Source organism: Demequina muriae, from assembly GCF_030418295.1.
GTDB lineage: Bacteria > Actinomycetota > Actinomycetes > Actinomycetales > Demequinaceae > Demequina > Demequina muriae.
In genome coordinates, this window is sequence record NZ_JAUHQA010000001.1 from 384590 (window position 1) to 401289 (window position 16700).

General features: G+C 70.7%; 19 protein-coding genes. 13 read left to right on the plus strand and 6 right to left on the minus strand.

All coding sequences use genetic code 11. The annotated features are described in order from the left end of the window. Positions 1-48 precede the first annotated feature (48 nt). The 3 genes from QQX02_RS01825 to QQX02_RS01835 all read left to right on the plus strand — a co-directional run bounded on the left by QQX02_RS01825 (position 49) and on the right by QQX02_RS01835 (position 1766). Positions 49-258, plus strand: a complete 210-nt coding sequence (locus QQX02_RS01825) for a hypothetical protein (protein WP_301140843.1) — start codon at positions 49-51, stop codon at positions 256-258. Positions 259-333: 75 nt separating this feature from the next. Next, positions 334-948: a sigma-70 family RNA polymerase sigma factor gene (locus QQX02_RS01830; protein ID WP_301140844.1), complete on the plus strand. Its 615-nt coding sequence runs from the start codon at positions 334-336 to the stop codon at positions 946-948. Beyond that, the gene (locus QQX02_RS01835) at positions 945-1766 is read left to right on the plus strand and encodes an anti-sigma factor (protein ID WP_301140846.1); all 822 of its coding nucleotides are present in this window, start codon (positions 945-947) and stop codon (positions 1764-1766) included. The genes QQX02_RS01830 and QQX02_RS01835 overlap by 4 nt, the downstream gene beginning before the upstream one ends. A gap of 24 nt (positions 1767-1790) precedes the next feature. Here QQX02_RS01835 and QQX02_RS01840 read toward each other — a convergent pair whose 3' ends face one another. Further along, entirely contained in the window at positions 1791-4151 is a 2361-nt protein-coding gene (locus QQX02_RS01840; protein ID WP_301140847.1) for a hypothetical protein, read from the minus strand. Positions 4152-4231: 80 nt separating this feature from the next. Here QQX02_RS01840 and QQX02_RS01845 point away from each other — a divergent pair, with 80 nt between their 5' ends. Then, positions 4232-4801, plus strand: coding sequence for a dienelactone hydrolase family protein (locus QQX02_RS01845; protein WP_301140849.1), 570 nt, complete (start codon positions 4232-4234; stop codon positions 4799-4801). Between the two features lie 99 nt (positions 4802-4900). On the opposite strand, the gene QQX02_RS01850 is transcribed toward QQX02_RS01845, so the two are convergent. Together QQX02_RS01850 and QQX02_RS01855 are read right to left on the minus strand one after the other, a co-directional pair. Then, positions 4901-5413, minus strand: coding sequence for an aminoacyl-tRNA deacylase (locus QQX02_RS01850; RefSeq protein WP_301140850.1), 513 nt, complete (start codon positions 5411-5413; stop codon positions 4901-4903). After that, positions 5410-5871, minus strand: a complete 462-nt coding sequence (locus QQX02_RS01855) for a hypothetical protein (protein ID WP_301140852.1) — start codon at positions 5869-5871, stop codon at positions 5410-5412. The genes QQX02_RS01850 and QQX02_RS01855 overlap by 4 nt, the downstream gene beginning before the upstream one ends. A 171-nt stretch (positions 5872-6042) precedes the next feature. Between QQX02_RS01855 and QQX02_RS01860 the strand changes: the two genes are divergently transcribed. Further along, complete coding sequence (locus tag QQX02_RS01860) at positions 6043-7383, plus strand: MFS transporter (RefSeq protein WP_301140853.1); 1341 nt, start codon at positions 6043-6045, stop codon at positions 7381-7383. A gap of 24 nt (positions 7384-7407) precedes the next feature. Here QQX02_RS01860 and QQX02_RS01865 read toward each other — a convergent pair whose 3' ends face one another. Then, positions 7408-7794 (minus strand): hypothetical protein, encoded by a 387-nt coding sequence (locus tag QQX02_RS01865; protein ID WP_301140854.1) that lies wholly within the window; start codon positions 7792-7794, stop codon positions 7408-7410. 217 nt (positions 7795-8011) lie between these two features. Continuing rightward, entirely contained in the window at positions 8012-9019 is a 1008-nt protein-coding gene (locus QQX02_RS01870) for a LacI family DNA-binding transcriptional regulator (RefSeq protein WP_301140856.1), read from the minus strand. 264 nt (positions 9020-9283) lie between these two features. Between QQX02_RS01870 and QQX02_RS01875 the strand changes: the two genes are divergently transcribed. Genes QQX02_RS01875 through QQX02_RS01895 form a run of 5 tightly spaced genes read left to right on the plus strand, consistent with a single transcriptional unit; the run spans position 9284 to position 14488 of the window. After that, positions 9284-10567 carry an ABC transporter substrate-binding protein gene (locus QQX02_RS01875; RefSeq protein ID WP_301140857.1) on the plus strand — a complete coding sequence of 428 codons (1284 nt, stop codon included), beginning with the start codon at positions 9284-9286 and terminating at the stop codon, positions 10565-10567. Between the two features lie 21 nt (positions 10568-10588). After that, positions 10589-11545 carry a carbohydrate ABC transporter permease gene (locus tag QQX02_RS01880; RefSeq protein WP_301140858.1) on the plus strand — a complete coding sequence of 319 codons (957 nt, stop codon included), beginning with the start codon at positions 10589-10591 and terminating at the stop codon, positions 11543-11545. Beyond that, the gene (locus QQX02_RS01885) at positions 11542-12435 is read left to right on the plus strand and encodes a carbohydrate ABC transporter permease (RefSeq protein ID WP_301140859.1); all 894 of its coding nucleotides are present in this window, start codon (positions 11542-11544) and stop codon (positions 12433-12435) included. Before QQX02_RS01880 ends, QQX02_RS01885 begins: the two co-directional genes overlap by 4 nt. Further along, a complete protein-coding gene (locus tag QQX02_RS01890) occupies positions 12432-13472 on the plus strand; it encodes an NAD-dependent epimerase/dehydratase family protein (protein WP_301140860.1) in 1041 nt (346 codons plus the stop codon). The genes QQX02_RS01885 and QQX02_RS01890 overlap by 4 nt, the downstream gene beginning before the upstream one ends. Beyond that, complete coding sequence (locus QQX02_RS01895) at positions 13469-14488, plus strand: aldo/keto reductase (protein WP_301140862.1); 1020 nt, start codon at positions 13469-13471, stop codon at positions 14486-14488. The genes QQX02_RS01890 and QQX02_RS01895 overlap by 4 nt, the downstream gene beginning before the upstream one ends. Before the next feature lie 83 nt (positions 14489-14571). On the opposite strand, the gene QQX02_RS01900 is transcribed toward QQX02_RS01895, so the two are convergent. Then, entirely contained in the window at positions 14572-15219 is a 648-nt protein-coding gene (locus QQX02_RS01900; protein WP_301140863.1) for a DUF6226 family protein, read from the minus strand. 34 nt (positions 15220-15253) lie between these two features. On the opposite strand from QQX02_RS01900, the gene QQX02_RS01905 reads away from it, so the two are divergent. The 3 genes from QQX02_RS01905 (at position 15254) to QQX02_RS01915 (ending at position 16656) form a co-directional block, all read left to right on the plus strand. Further along, the gene (locus tag QQX02_RS01905) at positions 15254-15439 is read left to right on the plus strand and encodes a hypothetical protein (RefSeq protein ID WP_301140864.1); all 186 of its coding nucleotides are present in this window, start codon (positions 15254-15256) and stop codon (positions 15437-15439) included. A gap of 46 nt (positions 15440-15485) precedes the next feature. After that, positions 15486-16070: a SecDF P1 head subdomain-containing protein gene (locus QQX02_RS01910; RefSeq protein WP_301140865.1), complete on the plus strand. Its 585-nt coding sequence runs from the start codon at positions 15486-15488 to the stop codon at positions 16068-16070. Between the two features lie 85 nt (positions 16071-16155). Beyond that, positions 16156-16656: a hypothetical protein gene (locus tag QQX02_RS01915; RefSeq protein WP_301140867.1), complete on the plus strand. Its 501-nt coding sequence runs from the start codon at positions 16156-16158 to the stop codon at positions 16654-16656. Positions 16657-16700: the final 44 nt, after the last annotated feature.

Genomic DNA, 16700 nt, shown 5'->3' on the forward strand with positions numbered 1-16700 from the left:
CCACTGGTGCCGGGCCATTCGGGCCAGGCACACTCAGGGAGGACCACCATGCCCACGCTTCGCACCCTGGCCATTCCGGCCGCGATTCTGCTCTCGGGCACGTTTCTCGCCGGCTGCGGCGACGACAACGAGCCCGCCACCGACCCCTCTGACGAGATGATGGAGGAGACCATGGCTCCCACTGACGACTCGATGGAGGAGGACGACTCCATGGAGGAGGACAGCATGGAGGATGACGCGATGGAGGACGAGGGCTGATCCCGCCCCGACCCCTCCCCACGTGAGCTCTCGACAGCTCCCCACCCGATGACCCCGAGCGACAAGGAGGACCGCATGAGCGCCGAACGCCACCTGCGCGCGGTTCCCGACACGCCGTCGGACGGGGCATCCGCTCCCGCTCCGGACGTCACGTCGCTGCTCGAACGCACCGCTCTGGGCGACGCCGAGGCGTACGAACGTCTCTACGACGCCGTCGCGGGCTCCGTCTTCGGTCTCGCCGTGCGGATCGTGCGCGACCGCGACATGGCCGAGGACATCGCGCAGGAGGCGCTCGTCGAGGTGTGGCACCGGGCCGCACGGTTCGACAGCGCCTTGGGCTCGGCACGTTCGTGGATACTCACCATCGCCCACCGGCGCGCGGTGGACCGCGTGCGCTCCGAGCAGGCGCACACGACCCGGATGCACGCCCACGGAGTGCGGGACGAGGTGGACGCCGCCGAGCAGGACTCGGTGGTGAACGTGATGTACCGCGAGTGGGAGTCGGCTCGCGTCCGGGCAGGCATGGACTCGCTCACGGAGCGCCAGCGCGAAGCGATCGAGCTCACGTACTTCAAGGGCTACACCCAGCGCGAGGCGGCGGACGCACTGGGCGTGCCGCTGGGCACCGCGAAGGCCCGCATTCGCGACGGCCTCATCAAGCTCCGCGACGCGTTGGGAGGCGAGCGATGACCATCGACCCGCACTCCCTGGTGGGCGCCTACGCCGTCGACGCGCTCGAGGCGCCCGAGCGCGCGCTCGTCGAGGCCCACCTCGACGACTGCGCGGAGTGCCGCGAGGAGCTCGCGTCGTTCGCGGCGGTGACGATGGCGATCGCCGATGCGCACGCCACCGCTCCGCCCCCCTTCCTGCGGTCGCGGGTGATGGCGGCCGTCGGCGGCACTCCCCAGCTCACGCCGGCACGCGCCGATGCGCGGGCCTTCGCAGCGGCCGATGCGCGGTTGGAGACGCGCGCCGGGGTCCGCCCCGACGCGCTCGCCGCAGACCACGCGCCGGCTCCGGCCGGACGGGCGGGCCGCGCCGAGCGCAGCCGCGCGCGGCGATGGATGCCCGCGCTCCTCGGCGCCGCCGCATCGGCCGTCGCGGTCGCGATCGTGGCCGTCGGCGCGCTGAACGTCGGCGGCGGTGACGACGCCGCGCAGATCGCGCTCGAGAAGGACGTGATGATGGTGACGTCGGCGCCCGACGCGCAGTCCATGGACCTCGACCTCGGCAACGGCCACGTGGTCGCGAGCGAGCGCATGGACGGCGTGGCGCTCATGGGCGCGTCCGCCCCGATGCCCACCGACGGCATGGAGTACCAGGTGTGGCTCGTGATGGACGACGGCACGGCGATGCCAGGCCCCACCTTCATGCCGCAGGACGACGGCGAGTACATGGCGGTGGTCCACATGGACCTGGGCGACGTCACTGCCGTATGCATCACCGAGGAGCCTGCGGGCGGCTCGACCCACCCCACGATGGAACCGATGCTCACCGTCGAGCTCTAGGTGTTCTTCCGTGGGAGGGCGCGGTCACCCCTCCCACGCGGCGAGATCGTCCAGCGCCCGCTGGTACTCGGGGCTGTAGCCGTAGCTCGAGTGGGTGAGCACGTGCTCGACGCCGCGCGGAGGCGTGTGCGACGCCTGCCGACTCGCGGGGCCGAGCGCGGCGATGGGATGCCCCAGCGGATCCGTCTCGCGGAAGAGGTGGATCCACCTGCCCGGGGCCACGTCGTCGAGAGCGCGGAGCCGGGCGTCGTCGAACAGATGCGGGAAGAGCCGCTGGTAGTGCGCGGAGAGCAGCGTGCCGTAGCTGAGGAAGCGCAGCTCGCCCGCGTGGGTGGGATCGTCGGCGAGCAGGCGCCGCATCGCGGGGAAGCCCAGCACCGCGCCCTGGCTGTGGCAGCTGAGCACGATGCAGTGACTCGGGTGGTCCGCGCGCAGGTCGGCCAGGCGCCGCTCGAGCGCCGGGATCGCCGCTTCCGAGTACGGCGGCGGCGCCCACGGGTGGTGGAGCCGTGGCCAGAAGTTGGTGAGGTCCCACAGCACGCCGACGCCGCGGCGCGACTCCCGGTTGCCGGAGGCCGAGAGCACGAACCACAGCACCGAGACCGCGGGGATGAACAGCGCGACCGTCACCGCGACGAGCGTGAACCCGGATGCCGCGACCCACGGGTCGCCGATGGCCGTCGCGACGATCGCCCCCGGGTCCACCGGCGATGAGCCGCCGAGCACGGTCGGGGAGCCATGGCTCTCGGGAGCGAGACCGACCACCGGGGCGCCTGACTCCGCCCGGTCGACGCGCGCCCACGACAGCACATCGAACCCCGCGCGCTGCAGCAGCCACGCGAGGGCCGCGACCCCCGCCGCAGCGACGGCCGCGCCGACCAGCGCTCCGCGCCTGCCGCGGCACACCCGCACGAGCAGGTACACGACGAACAGCCAGCCGACCGCGCCGACGACCAGGCGCGGCTCCGTGACGAGGCGGCCCACGTGCTGCGCCCACTCCTGGGAAGGAAGGCCGATGCGCAGGACCTCGCCGGCGACGAGCACACCGGCGGCGATCAGCATCCCGGGGCCCGCGCGGCGCACCTCGAGCGGCGCCAGTTCGACGGCCCGGCGCACCCGTGCCGCCGCGTCGACGCCCAGGTCACCGGCGTGAGCGAGCGGCCGCGCCTCGCCCACCACGCGCGCGGCGATGAACAGCACTCCGCACGTCAGCACCACCGCCGCGAAGTCGACCAGCCGGAACATCGCGGCGGGCGCAGGCGCCTCGACGAACGCCCTGACCGACCGGTCCGAGCCGTACGCGAGCAGCGCATACGACAGCGCCCCGAACGCCGAGTACGACATGAAGAACCCCAGTGCGGCGAAGGACACGGAGAAGCCCGCCGACTCGCGGACGGGCATGCGCCGCTCGGCCGCATAGGCGACGCCCAGGGCGATCACCGCCGTCGCGGCCAGCACGAAGTGCACGGCGGTCAGTCCCGTCGCGGCGGCTGCCGCATCGTCGCGCACGGCGGTGGCGACGGCGGCGGCGACCACCGCGGCCGCTCCCACCACGGCGGCCGGGCCGCCTGCGGGATGAGCCGCGTCACTGCCCGCGACGCGGGTGCCCAGCACGGCGGCGGTGCCAAGAGTCAGGGCGGCACCGGCGAGCACGGCCACCGCGACTGCCCCGACCACCGCTCCGGTCGATGCGGCGGCGCTCCCGTTCAGCGTCACCGCCCACCCCACGAGCGCGATCACCGCGAGAGCGACGCCCAGGTGGGCCAGCGCGAGCGAGCGCAGCGCGAGGGCGCGTCCCCAGGGGTCGTCGTGGCGATCGCGGTCGTCGGGCGCTCCTCCCACCTTCGCCAGCACGTGCAGCCCGGCGGGCACCAGCGCGGCAAGCACCACCATCGCCGCCGCGCGGCCGGGGGCCACCGCCGCATCGGCCGTCATCAGGCCCAGCACGGAGGCGGCCGCCTGGACTGCGACGGCACCGATCAGCGCCGTCGCCACCAGCGTGACGATGCTCATCGCGGCGTCGCGCACCGTCGAGGCACGCGACCGGGACGACGCCGCGGCGGCACCCGACGCGCCGCGGGCGGGCAGCGAGTGCGTGGGCGTCATCCACCCGGCCACGTTGATCAGGGACAGCGGCGCGAGGAACAGCCACAACGCGGTGATGCGCTTGCGCGAGGTGAGCCCGCCCCAGCTAAATGCCTCGGCGATGCCGCCGGACGTGCCCGCATCGTGCGCGCGGTAGAACCCCGCATCGGCATCGCCCGCGACCCGCACCGGGAACGCGCCGAGCAGCGCCTCGGGTGGCGTCCCCGAGACCCCATGGACCCGCACCTCGATGGTGCGGTCGGGAACGCGCACCCGCACGAGCTCCTCCACCGGTTCCATGCGAGCGAAGGTACACCCGCGCTCCGACGTGCGCCGGGCCCCGGTCAGCGCGGATGGCCCGGCAGAGGCAGACTGGGGGTATGGCCGAGATTCTGATGCTCCACCACGTGCACGGCCTCACCGAGGGCCTGTGCTCGCTGGCGGACCGTCTGCGCGCGAGCGGCCACACGGTGCACACTCCCGATGTGTTCGGGGGCAGGACCTTCGCCAGCATCGATGACGGCATCGCGTACGCCGACCGCATCGGGCACGACGCCCTGCTGGAGGCGGCGCAGCGAGAGGCGCGGCACCACCCTCACGCGGACGTGGTGATGGGATTCTCCATGGGCGCCGGGCCAGCGCAGCACCTGGCGCAGGTGCGCCGGCGCATGCGCGGATGCGTGCTCGTCGGCGGGGCGAGCAGCGCCGAGATGCACGGCTCCACCTGGCGTCCGCGAGTGGCGCTGCAGATTCACGTCGCGGACCCCGACGACTGGTGCACCGCGGACGAGGTGGGCGCGTTGGAGCGAGAGGTCCCCACCGCCGAGGTCTACCGTTACCCGCACCAGCGCCACATGTTCGTGGATCCCTCGACGCGCGACTACGACGCCGATGCCGCCGACACGTTCGAGGAGCGGCTGAACGAGTGGCTCTTGCGCCTCGACGCTTAGCCCACCCCGCCCCGCAATCCCCGCCTTAGCGCGCCAGAGGGCAGTGGGTGACGAATCCGGCGCTCACGCGTCTCCTGGAGGTCGCTGACTGTCGCAGGGCTACGCAGGCTCGGTGACGTCGGCGACCGTCGCCTCCAGCACCTCGACCAGCTGAGCCGGGTGCACCGACGCCGCGACCCCGTGGGCTCCGCCGCCGATCGACACCGGCCCCTCTCGCGACACGATCAGCGCGTCGGCGATCACCGGCCAGGGCGTGCCTGCGGGCGACGGCGACGACCCGAACGGCGTGATGGTGCCGCGCTCGTAGCCGGTGACGTCGCGCGCGGTGTCCTTGTCCGGCATCGACAGCCGTGAGACGCCCAGGTGCTCGCGCAGCTTGGGCCAAGAGATCTGGCGGTCGCCCGGCACGAGCACGAACAGGAAGTCGTCCTCGCCGCGGCGCACCACGAGCGTCTTGAGGATCTGGCGCGGCTCGAGCCCCCGGGCCTCGGCGGCCTCCTCGAGAGAGCGGACCGGACCGTGCGCGGTGACCTCGAACTCGATGCCCGATGCGGCGAGCGCCCTCGTCGCCGGCGTCTCCGGCGTCTCCGGCGTCTCCGGGGCGGAGGTCACAGGTACGCGCCGTCCGCGTCGTCGGCGCCGCCAGCGCGCGAGAAGCGATCGCGTGCGATGGCCCGAAGCGCGGCGACCATCCACTCGCAGATCATCTCGTCGAAGTCGCCCTGCACCCCGCTGAAGGCGACGATCAGCCCTTCGCGGATGATCGCGCCGGGGTACTTGATGTCGCCCTCGCGGTACAGGTGCGGGAAGTCCTGACGTACGCGTGAGCTGTCGAGCCCGGTGCGGATGGTGACCGCGACCTTGCCCTCGACGTTGCGCAGGTACTCGGGGTTCGGCTCGCCCACGTGTCCGACGAACAGCGGCGCGGCCGGGTCAGGGTTCGCGGGGTCGAGGACCATGATGGTGCCGCGCAGTCCGTTGATGAGGCCCATCTCCCGCGACTTCTCGATCGCCGGCTCGAGGATGGACCACGCCATCGCACAGGACTCTTCGGTGACACCTGGGAACATGCGGACTCCTTGGGATTGCGGGCGGCCGATGCACCGGCCGCCTGTCGCTTGCCACGCTAGCCGATGCGCGGGCAGGAGAGAGGAACGGTGCCGTGGTCACGGCCGGCCCCCGGACGCGGCACAATATGTTGAGGGCAACAACCTTCACCCCCCGACGATGGAGAACGGCCGATGCGCGACGACGCGACCCCCGACCGCTCACCCGAGCACCCGCACGGCTATGCCGTGCCGACGCCAGGGACGAGCGCATCGGCCCTCGTGCCGGCCGACCCCACGCCGGAGAGCGCGGCGCCGGGCGCCGCCCCCTCCGCCCGGCCATGGACCCCTCCCGCGTCGTCGCGCAGGTCGATGGCGGCACTGATCGCCCTCGCGGCCTCGGCGTTCATGATCGTCACCAACGAGATCGCGCCGATGGGGCTCATCCGGCTGATGGCGGCGGACCTAGGCCGCACCGAGTCGGAGATCGGCCTGGTGACGACAGTGTTCGCCGTGGTTGCGATGGTGACGACCGTGCCGCTCGCGCTCCTCACCACTCGCCTGCCGCGGCGGCCGCTCATCGTCGCGACCATGACGTTCTGGTCCGCAGGCGCGCTCGTCATGGCGACCGCGGATTCCTTCACTCAGGTGCTGGGCGGGCGCGTCATCACCGCCATGGGTCACGCGCTGTTCTGGGCGGTGGTGACCCCGGCCGCGGCGGGCATGTTCGCGCCCCAGATGCGCGGGCGCTCCGTGACGCGGCTGATGCTCGGGGCATCGGGCGCGGGCGTGATCGGCCTGCCGATGTCGACGTGGCTCGCGCAGCAGACGGACTGGCGGGTGCCGTTCTGGATCATCGGCATCGGCGGCCTGGTGCTCGCGGTCACCATCGCAGTGCTGATGCCGAGCTTCCGCACGGAGCAGGGCTCTGCCGCTCGCGGGGACGTGCCGTCGTTGCGGCGATTCATCAGGGTGCTGCTGGTGGTACTGCTCACCACGTCCTCGATGGCCACCACCTGGACCTACATCACGCCGTTCTTCGTCGAGGTCTCGGGCTTCGCAGAGTCCACCGTGCCGGTGCTGCTCGCGCTCGGTGGCGCGACGGGCGTGGTCTCCATGTGGCTCACCGGCCGGTTCCTGGATCGCTGGCCCGTCAGGGCCGTCGCGCTGGGCGAGGCGGGCCTCGTGATCATGTGGCTGGGGCTCGCCTCGCTCGGGCAGCACAAGCCCGTCGCGATCCTGATGGTGCTGCTGCAGGGGCTCGCCTGGTCGCTGCTCGTGGCCGCGATGCTCAACTGGGCACTGCGCCACACGCCGTGGTCGAGCGACATCGGCGTGGGCGCTCAGGCGAGCACGTTCAATGCGGGCAACGCCGTCGGGTCCGTGCTGGGCGCCGCCATGCTGGCGTGGTGGGGCGCGCAGTGGCTGCCGCTCGCATCGGCCGTGATGTCCGCCGCCGCGCTGGCACTCGTCGTGGCGGTGGCTCCCGACGCGACGCGCGCGCTCGCACGTCGCGGCGTGCGTCAGCGGCGGTGATTCACGGGGCCGCCACCAGACCGGTCAGTCAGAGATGACGAACGACGGTGTGGTGACGGTGCCGAACAGCGATCCGTCGCCCACCGGCAGCTGAGGCGCCAGGGGGTCGATCGCGAGGTACGGGGCCACCGTGGTGGTGTACCACCCGAGGAAGGCGTCCGTCGCGGCGCCGATCCACCCCTGCGTCACAGTCAAGTAGGCGATGAGCACGAGGCCTGCCACCGCGAGAGTCCGGAGTGCCACATATCCCAAGCGAAGCCCAATGCGCGTACGGCGCTCGACCAGCAGTCGGTGCTCGGCCGCGGTGCGCGGGTCCCGGGTCGGGCTGGCGACCCCGGGGCGGGGAGTCGTGACCGTGGGAGCGGTGACGCGGACCGGATGGCGGCCTTCTGTCACCGGCTCCAAGGTCATGACAGATGGGTGTGTGACTGTCACGGTTTCCTCAAGAGTCGGTGTGGATTCGTGCCATCAAGGCCAACTCTTCCACCTCTGAGGCTATTCCGCCTGCCCGGTGCACCCGCCGATATGCAACTGTGACGAATCCCCCGCTACACGCCCTTCATCGGGGGCGGTGTGTGCGTTTCTGCGCGGGTTCGTGCGCCGCAATGGACTGGGCGAGACGCCTGCGTCAGGGGGCGGACGCGCCCGTCGTCGAGCCGCGCACCGCGAGCCGCGTGGGAAGCGTCACCACGCGGTGGGTGCCCGTGGGCGTCTGGAGCTCGTCGAGCAGATTCCGCGCGAGCGTGGATCCGATCTCCTCGAATGGCAGCTCGATGGTCGACAGGTCGAGCACGTCCGACATCGGGTGACCGTCGTAGCCGATGAGGTCGATGTCGCGGCCGGGCACCAGGCCGTGCTCGCGCATGGTGCGCATGGCGCCGTACGCCATCTCATCCGAGAACGCGAAGACGGCCGTGGGCGGGTCCTCTCCCGCCAGCAGCTGCTCCATCGCGATGGCGCCGCCGCTGGTCGTGTAGTCACCTGCGACGATGAGGTTCTGGTCCAGGGAGATGCGCGCGCGTTCCGCAGCGTCACGGACTCCCACGTGCATCTCGTGCTCGAGCACTCCCGCGTCCACCGCCTCGCGCCCGTAGATGATGCCCAGGCGGCGATGCCCGAGGTCGACCAGGTGATCGATGGCGCGTGAGGCCCCGGCGCGGTCGTCCACCCGCACGCTCGACGTGTCCGCGCCACGCGAGCCGAACATCGACACGGGCATCCCCAGTCGCAGGATCTGCTCGAGGTCGCGGCTGTCCGCGGAGATCGACAGGACGATGAAGCCGTCGACGCGTCGCGCCAGTCGCTTGTGGGGAGGCACGGGGTGCGGCTCGCTCGGATCGCCGGTGCAGTGCAGCAGCAGGTCCAAGTCAGAACCGCGCATCTCGCTCTCGATGCCGGCGAGCATGCGCTGGAACCCCAGCCGGTCCACGAACGGCGTAATGAGGCCCACGCTTCCGGCCTTGCCGGTGGTGAGGGCCGCCGCCGCAGGCGAGCCCACGTAGTCGAGCCGCTGCGCGACGTCGAGGACGTGCGCTCGCACGGCAGGATCGACTGACTCGAATCCTCGGAGCGCCCGCGAGACGGTCGCGGTCGAGACGCCTGCGACCCGGGCGACATCCTTCACTGTGACGCCCACGGAACCCCTTCCACGAATTCGTTCCCACAAGATAGCACGGGGCATCCGGCCCCGAGTAACCGTTTACCAGTGAGCACCGCCATAGCTCCGCTGTCGCCCGGATCCAGCCTTGTGCTGACGCGGGTCACGATTGGATTACGGAAAGTAACCGGTTACTTGACAGGGCCGCATCGGCCTGTGCATCCTGATCGCGCCGCACCACCGATGCGGTGGCTGGCCCCCGCCAGTCAGCACTGACAGCAGTTCACTCAAAGGAGAGAAAACGTGCGCAGAACTCAGCGAATCGCGATGGTCGCGGCAGGCACTGCCGCCGTCCTCGCGCTGGCCTCGTGCAGCTCAGACGCCTCAGGAGACGCCGACCCGTCGGATGGCTCCCCCGCAGCGGAGGACGCCGAAGGCGTCGGTCCGATCACCTTCGCGTCGGGCAAGGACCTGACCGGCGCCATGCCCCAGCTCATCGAGATGTGGAACGAGATGCACCCCGAGCAGGAGGTCACCTTCCTCGAGCTCTCGGCATCTCCCGACGACCAGCGCACCTCGTTCGTCCAGGACTTCCAGGCCCAGAGCGGCAACTACGACGTGGTCTGGGGCGACGTGGTGTGGACCTCGGAGTTCGCGGCACGCGGGTGGCTCGAGCCGCTCGATGCCGAGGCCGTGGCCGGCGACGACATCCTGCCGGCGGCGATCGAGTCCGCGACGTACGACGGTCAGGTCTGGGCCGCGCCGTTCATGACGAACGCCGCGCTGCTGTTCTACCGCTCCGACCTGATCGACACGCCTCCGACCACCTGGGCCGAGCTCAGGGAGGACTGCGCGATCGCGGAGGAGAACGACATGCAGTGCTACGCGGGACAGTTCGCACAGTACGAGGGCCTCACGGTCAACGCCGCTGAAGCGATCACCTCCGCTGGCGGCTCGTTCCTGAGCGAGGACGGCACCTCCGTCGCCGTGGACTCGCCGGAGGCTCGCGAGGGCCTCCAGAACCTCGTGGACATGTTCGACGAAGGCCAGATCGACCCGGCCGCGATCACGTTCCAGGAGCAGGAGAGCGCGAACGCGTTCCTCGACGGCAGCACGCTGTTCCTGCGCAACTGGCCCTACGTCTACACCGCAGCCAGCGAAGAGGGCTCGGAGATTGCCGGCAAGTTCGACATGACGGTGCTTCCTGGCATCGATGGCCCCGGAAGCTCGTCGCTGGGCGGCATCAACCTGGGCGTCTCCGCATTCTCGGAGAACAAGCAGACGGCCAAGGACTGGGTCGAGTGGATGCAGTCGGACGAGGCGCAGCGCGTGCTGGTGAGCGTGATGAACCAGGCCTCCGTCCGCACGGACCTGTACACGGACCCCGAGATGGTCGAGGTCTCGCCGTACCTGCCCAACCTCCAGGAGTCGCTCATGAACGCCGTGCCGCGACCCCGCACCCCCAACTACAACGCAGTGAGCCTCGCGATCCAGCAGAACGCGTACGCCGCCCTCCAGGGTGACGTGAGCGTCGACGAGGCCATCACGAACATGGCGGCTGATCTCGAGCTCGCCATCGCCGAGTAGTCGACAGCCAGAAGGCGAGTCATGTCACTCATCACGTCGTTGACCAAGCGCCAGCCCACGACGACGAGCTCCGGTCCCGTTCGCGACATCCGCGAAAAGGACGGCCGGCTCGCCTTCTGGCTCGTCGTTCCCTCCCTCATCGTCCTCACGATCGTCATCGCGTTCCCCGTGGTGTGGTCCTTCGTGAGATCGCTGTACGGCGACGGCATCGGCGCCACGCCGTTCGTCGGAGGGGACAACTACGCCAATGCCCTGTGGGGCAACGGCTCCGCGGAGTTCTGGGACGCGGCCCGCTTCACCTACTTCTTCACCGCAGTGTCCGTCGTCCTCGAGGTACTGATCGGCGTGGGCATGGCGCTCGTCGCCAACCGGGCCTTCCGGGGACGCGGGCTACTGCGGGCGAGCGTGCTCGTGCCGTGGGCGATCCCCACGGCCGTGGCCGCCGTGCTGTGGAAGTGGGCCTTCGACCCCAATGGCATCGTCAACGCGGTGACCGGGTGGGACCTCATCTGGACCGGCGCCGAGGGGCCGTCCACGGTCGCGATCATCGTCGCGGACGTGTGGAAGACCGCGCCGTTCGTGGCGCTGCTGGTGCTCGCCGGGCTCCAGATCATCCCGGAGGACGTCTACGAGGCCGCTCGCCTCGACGGCGCCACCGCGTGGCAGCAGTTCGTGCGCATCACCCTCCCGCTGGTGCGCCCCGCGCTGCTGGTCGCGATCCTGTTCCGCCTGCTCGATGCGCTCCGCATGTACGACCTGCCGGCGATCATGACGGGCGGCGCGAACGGCACCACCACGCTGTCCGTGCTCGTCGTCCAATCGAGCCTCAGCCAGCTGAAACCCGGCTACGGCGGCGCGCTGGCGACGCTGACCTTCCTGCTCATCTTCATCACCGCCTTCCTGTTCGTGCGCATGCTCAACGTCAACGCGGTGGAGCAGGCCGGCGTGCGGACTCCCCGAAAGAAGGACTCGGAATGACCACCCGCACCCCCGACACCGCCGTCAAGGGCGCAGGCCGTCGCGGCAAGAAGTCCGTGCACCGCGGCTCGCACCTGTCCATGCTCGGCCAGAACGCCGCTCTCGCCGCGATCATCGTGTTCTGCCTCGCGCCGTTCTACTGGATGGTCGTCTCGAGCCTCAAGTCCCCCGACGAGATCTTCGACAACTCGCTGGTCCCGGCCGAGCCCACGCTGCTCAACTACGAGGCGGTGTTCGGCGCGGAGAACACGTTCGTCTACGCCCTGCGCAACAGCTTCGTCATCGCGGGGTCGGTGACGATCATCGCGCTGCTGTTCGGCGTGCTCGCGGCCTACGCGATCGCCCGCCTACAGTTCCGGTTCAAGACCACGGTCCTCGCGCTGTTCCTCGCGACGTCGATGTTCCCCGGCGCGGCGATCCTCACTCCCCTGTTCCAGCTCTTTGCCAGACTGGGGTGGATCGACACGTACCAGGCGATGATCATCCCTGACATCAGCTTCTCGCTGCCGCTCGGGGTGTGGATCCTCACCAGCTTCTTCCGTGCGATGCCGTGGGAGCTCGAGGCCGCGGCACGCGTCGATGGGTGCAGTCGCGGTCAGGCCTTCCGCAAGATCATCCTGCCGCTGGCGGTGCCCGGGGTGTTCACCACGGCGATCCTGGTGTTCATCTCCGCGTGGAACGAGTTCATGATCGCGAATTCCATGTCTCAGACCCCGGACGCCCAGCCCGTGACGGTGGCGATCGCCCAGTTCACGGGGGTATCGCAGTACGACAAGCCGTATGGGACGCAGATGGCGGCAGGCGTGATCGTCACGATCCCGCTCATCATCCTCGTCCTCATCTTCCAACGCCGCATCATCAGCGGCCTGACCGCAGGAGGACTCAAATGACCCCTCAGCGCATCCTGTTCATCGGCGGCACCGGCATCATCAGCGCGAGCTGCGTCCGCGAGGCCGTCGCCCAGGGCCACGAGGTCCACTGCCTCAACCGCGGCGCATCGACGCTCCGCCCCCTCCACCCCGAGGTCACCCTGCACACGGCCGATGCGCGCGATCGGGAGGCAGTCGCCGGCATCGTCCGCGCAGGCGAGTTCGACGCGGTAGTCCAGTTCGTGGGATTCGTGCCCGAGCACGTCGAGGCGGACATCGAGGCGATGGCCGGGCACGTGGGCCAGTACGTATTCATCAGCTCCGCGTCGGCGTACCAGACGCCGGTCACGCGGCTCCCAGTCACGGAGTCCACTCCCCTGCGCAATCCGCACTGGCAGTACTCCCGCGACAAGATCGCGTGCGAGGAGACCCTGCTCCGGGCGTACCGCGACCACGGCTTCCCGGTGACGATCGTGCGCCCGTCGCACACCTACGACGAGACGATGCTGCCGTTCGACGGCGGGTGGACCGTCGTGGATCGCATGAGGGCCGGCAAGGAGGTCGTGGTGCCCGGCGACGGCACGTCGCTGTGGACCATCACCCACCACTCGGACTTCGCGCGCGGCTTCGTCGGCCTACTGGGCCGGGTCGACACCGTGGGCGAGGCGTTCCACATCACCTCGGACCAGGCGCCCACCTGGAACGAGATCTACGAGGCGATCGCCGCCGCCGCGGGCGTCACGCCCCGCCTGGTGCACGTGCCGTCGACGTACATCGCCGCCGTCGACGCGGAGTGGGGCGCCGCGCTGCTGGGCGACAAGTCGCACTCCATGGTGTTCGACAACTCCAAGATCCGATCGATCGTGCCGGGCTTCCGCGCCACCGTGCCGTTCCGCGACGGCGCTCGCGAGATGGTCGCATGGCACGACGCGCACCCGGAGCACCAGCGCGTCGACCCCCGCTGGGACGGCCTCATGGACCGTCTCGCAGACACCTTCCGTCCCCCCGCGGCCGCCGCGTCGCCCACCGCACCCCACCACGAGGAGAACCTCACGTGAAGTACCGTCAGCTCGGCGCCTCCGGCGCCGCCATCTCCCACTACTCGCTCGGCACGATGACGTTCGGCGCGGAGACGTCCGAGGAGGACAGCCACGCGCAGCTGGATCTTTATGCCGAGCGCGGCGGCACCGTGATCGAGACGGCCGACGTCTACAGCGGCGGCGTCTCCGAGCAGATCGTGGGGCGCTGGCTGGCCAACCGGGACAATGCCACCACGGACGCGATGTTCCTCGCCGGCAAGGGCCGGTTCCCGGTGGGCGTGCCCGCGTTCGAGGCGGGCCTCTCGCGACGCCACCTGCGGCGCGCTCTCGACGCCACGCTGGCGCGCATGGGAGTCGACCACCTCGACCTCTACCAGGTGCACTCCTGGGATCCGCTGACGCCGCTCGAGGAGACGCTGGGCTTCCTCGAGGACGCCGTGCGCTCCGGCAAGGTCTCCTACGTGGGGCTGTCGAACTTCCTCGGCTGGCAGATCGCGCAGGCGGCGACGCTCGCACGCGGGCGCTTCCCGCTCGTGTCGATGCAGCCGCAGTACAACCTGCTGGCGCGCGAGGTCGAGTGGGAGATCGTTCCCGCGTCAGAGGCGAACGGCCTGGGGATCCTGCCCTGGTCTCCGCTCGGCGGCGGCTGGCTCGCAGGCAAGTACACCAAGGACGCGGCGCCCAGCGGCGCGACCCGGCTCGGCGAGGACCCCGAGCGCGGTGTCGAGGCCTACGGCAAGCGGTCCCAGGACGAACGCACGTGGCGCGTGCTGGACGCGGTCTCGGAAGTCGCCACACGCATCGGCCGCACGGAGGCCCAAGTCTCGCTCGCGTGGCTCGACTCGCGACCGGCCGTGAGCTCGATCATCCTCGGCTGCCGCACCAGCGAGCAGCTCGCGTCCAACCTCGACGCGAGCGACGTGGAGCTGTCCGCCGAGGACCTCGCGCTGCTCGACGAGGCCAGCGACCCCCAGCCGGCCAACTGGCCGTACGGCGCCGCTGGCGTCGAGCAGCGGAGTCGGTCTCTCGGGTAGCGCAGCGGAGTCGCTCGCTCGGCTAGCCCTGGTCAGATGGCCGATGCGCGGGTGGCCAAGGGGCGAGAGCTGGGACGGCCCAGTCAGTCGGCCGATGCGCGGGTGGGCCACGGGGCGAACGCCGGCGCGGCCTTGATGGCGGCTCGGGCGGCACGGCGCTCGTGCCTGCTATGCCTGACCCAACTGCGATCAGTGCCGTCGCGTCCCGTCATCCCGTACGCCAGTCCGCGACGCTCCACGCGCTCCCACGCCATGCCCGTGGCGACCGCGATGGCCAGGGACTCGAGCCAGTCGGCCATCTCCTCGACCCTCTCGTCGCAGGCGTCGCAGCTGCACATGGGGGCGCTGGTCTCGAGCGTCGCGCCGGCCAGCATCACGACCCCCGGGGAGCCGGTCTCGATCACCGTCAACGGCGCTCCCGGCCCGCGAGGGACGAGGCGGCGCACGGCGGGCGGTGCTCCGGCGATCGGCTCTCGGGGCCGGGGCGCGCGTTCCGGGAAGGCACGGTCCTGCGCGGGGTCCACGTCGGCGATTACCTCGACGTCGTACTCGGCGACCAGGTGATCGACCAGGGCGCGAGCGAGCGTCCACGCGACCTCGAAGCGCTCCAGATGGTCGGTGCGCGAGTAACTGTCGGCCGGCGGGCTCATGTCCCAGCGCTCGCCGTACGGGATGACGGCGCCCGAGTCGTCGCGAAACTCCGCGAACGCGACGTCCGGCCTCCAGTCCATGGACTCAGCGTAGGCGCGGCGCTAGCCTGAGGCCATGGCCAACCCGCTGGTACCCGCCGTATACGACGTCATCTGGACGCTCGCCGTGCTGGCGATCCCCACCGCGATCGTCGTGACCATCGTGCTGGTCGTCCGCCGCTCGCGTGCCCACGGGGAAGGGTCCGGCGCCCTGCAGGCGAATACCGACGTGACCGGACCCCGCGACACCCCGCTCGCCTGACCCTGCCCGCTGGCTCGGCCACGGCCGTTGTGAGAGTCTCAAGGTCATGCGCTCCTCTCTCACCAGACTCGTGACCGTGGCCGGCGTCCTGGCGGGCGTCGCAGCATTGTCGGCGTGCGGGCCAGGTGACGACGGCCCCGGCGAGGACGCTGCGGCCGTGACGTTCCGCCCCGTTGAGGCAGCCGTGCTCGTGGAGTCGGCCGGCGACGCACTGCCCCCAGAAGTCGAGGGTCACGAGGCCGCCGACTGGTTCGCGGCCGGCGACTGCGCGGCGGAGGCCCCGACCGGTGAAGGCTTCGCGGCCGCGTGCTCCGCGGATGGCAGCGAGATCTTCCTGCTCGGCGCGACCGCTCTCGACGGCACGGACGTCGAGAGCGTCGAGGTCACCCGCGACGACGAGACAGGCGACGCCGTGACGCTGACGTTCTCCGAGGCGGGGACTCAGGCGCTCGCCGACCTCACCGAAGAAGCGGTCGGCCAGCCCCAACCCGGCAATCGGATCGCGATCGTGGTCGACGGCACCGTGCTCGCCTCCCCTGTCGTGCAGTCGGCCATCACCAATGGCCTCATCTCGGTCTTCGGCGGCACGGGAGACGACGTCGTCCAAGCGATCGCCGACGCGCTCGACTGATCCCCGCAGCCACCTCCGGTGGCGAGACCGCCGCACCGCGCATCGGCCGATTCGCATCTCCCAGCAACGCCCATAGTGTGGAGGGATGACTTCCGCCAACGAGAGCCCCGACGTCGCTCCCGACGTCACCACCGACGAGATCCTGCAGGCCTTCGCTCGTGACGTCGAGCTCCTGCTCACCACGCTGCCGCCGTCCTCGTCCGACACCTTGGTCGAGGACCCGCACCGCGAGCTCGACCCCATCGAGACCGAGATGCTCGCGGACATGCCACATGCACTCGACCCCGCGCGCGACAACCGGTACCTGCGCTCCGAGTACGCCGAGTTCATCCAGCTCGCCGTCACGGTCGACGCCACGGCACGCGAGGCCCAGGACCGCGCCCGCACGGTGCTCGAGGCGCTGCCGGAGCAGGACGGCATCGCGCTGGTGCAGCAGCCGTTCCAGACGCTCACCCCCGAGCAGGCCACGGCCATCGGCGCGCTGGGAGACGAGACGCTCCTGCGCGCGAATGCCGACGGCCAACAGCTCGCCGAGGACATCGCGATCTTCCTCGACCGCAACGTCACGATCGCCGAAGAGGAGTAGCAGGCCCATCGCGAGCGTGGGTCACGACGCCGGTACGCGCGTGG

What these genes read in the sequence shown, in the direction of transcription:
- QQX02_RS01825 (WP_301140843.1), top strand. Translation starts at nt 49, where the DNA reads ATGCCCACGCTTCGCACCCTGGCCATTCCGGCCGCGATTCTGCTCTCG.
- QQX02_RS01830 (WP_301140844.1), top strand. Translation starts at nt 334, where the DNA reads ATGAGCGCCGAACGCCACCTGCGCGCGGTTCCCGACACGCCGTCGGAC.
- QQX02_RS01835 (WP_301140846.1), top strand. Translation starts at nt 945, where the DNA reads ATGACCATCGACCCGCACTCCCTGGTGGGCGCCTACGCCGTCGACGCG.
- QQX02_RS01840 (WP_301140847.1), bottom strand. Translation starts at nt 4,151, where the DNA reads ATGGAACCGGTGGAGGAGCTCGTGCGGGTGCGCGTTCCCGACCGCACC.
- QQX02_RS01845 (WP_301140849.1), top strand. Translation starts at nt 4,232, where the DNA reads ATGGCCGAGATTCTGATGCTCCACCACGTGCACGGCCTCACCGAGGGC.
- QQX02_RS01855 (WP_301140852.1), bottom strand. Translation starts at nt 5,871, where the DNA reads ATGTTCCCAGGTGTCACCGAAGAGTCCTGTGCGATGGCGTGGTCCATC.
- QQX02_RS01860 (WP_301140853.1), top strand. Translation starts at nt 6,043, where the DNA reads ATGCGCGACGACGCGACCCCCGACCGCTCACCCGAGCACCCGCACGGC.
- QQX02_RS01865 (WP_301140854.1), bottom strand. Translation starts at nt 7,794, where the DNA reads ATGACCTTGGAGCCGGTGACAGAAGGCCGCCATCCGGTCCGCGTCACC.
- QQX02_RS01880 (WP_301140858.1), top strand. Translation starts at nt 10,589, where the DNA reads ATGTCACTCATCACGTCGTTGACCAAGCGCCAGCCCACGACGACGAGC.
- QQX02_RS01885 (WP_301140859.1), top strand. Translation starts at nt 11,542, where the DNA reads ATGACCACCCGCACCCCCGACACCGCCGTCAAGGGCGCAGGCCGTCGC.
- QQX02_RS01890 (WP_301140860.1), top strand. Translation starts at nt 12,432, where the DNA reads ATGACCCCTCAGCGCATCCTGTTCATCGGCGGCACCGGCATCATCAGC.
- QQX02_RS01900 (WP_301140863.1), bottom strand. Translation starts at nt 15,219, where the DNA reads ATGGACTGGAGGCCGGACGTCGCGTTCGCGGAGTTTCGCGACGACTCG.
- QQX02_RS01905 (WP_301140864.1), top strand. Translation starts at nt 15,254, where the DNA reads ATGGCCAACCCGCTGGTACCCGCCGTATACGACGTCATCTGGACGCTC.
- QQX02_RS01910 (WP_301140865.1), top strand. Translation starts at nt 15,486, where the DNA reads ATGCGCTCCTCTCTCACCAGACTCGTGACCGTGGCCGGCGTCCTGGCG.
- QQX02_RS01915 (WP_301140867.1), top strand. Translation starts at nt 16,156, where the DNA reads ATGACTTCCGCCAACGAGAGCCCCGACGTCGCTCCCGACGTCACCACC.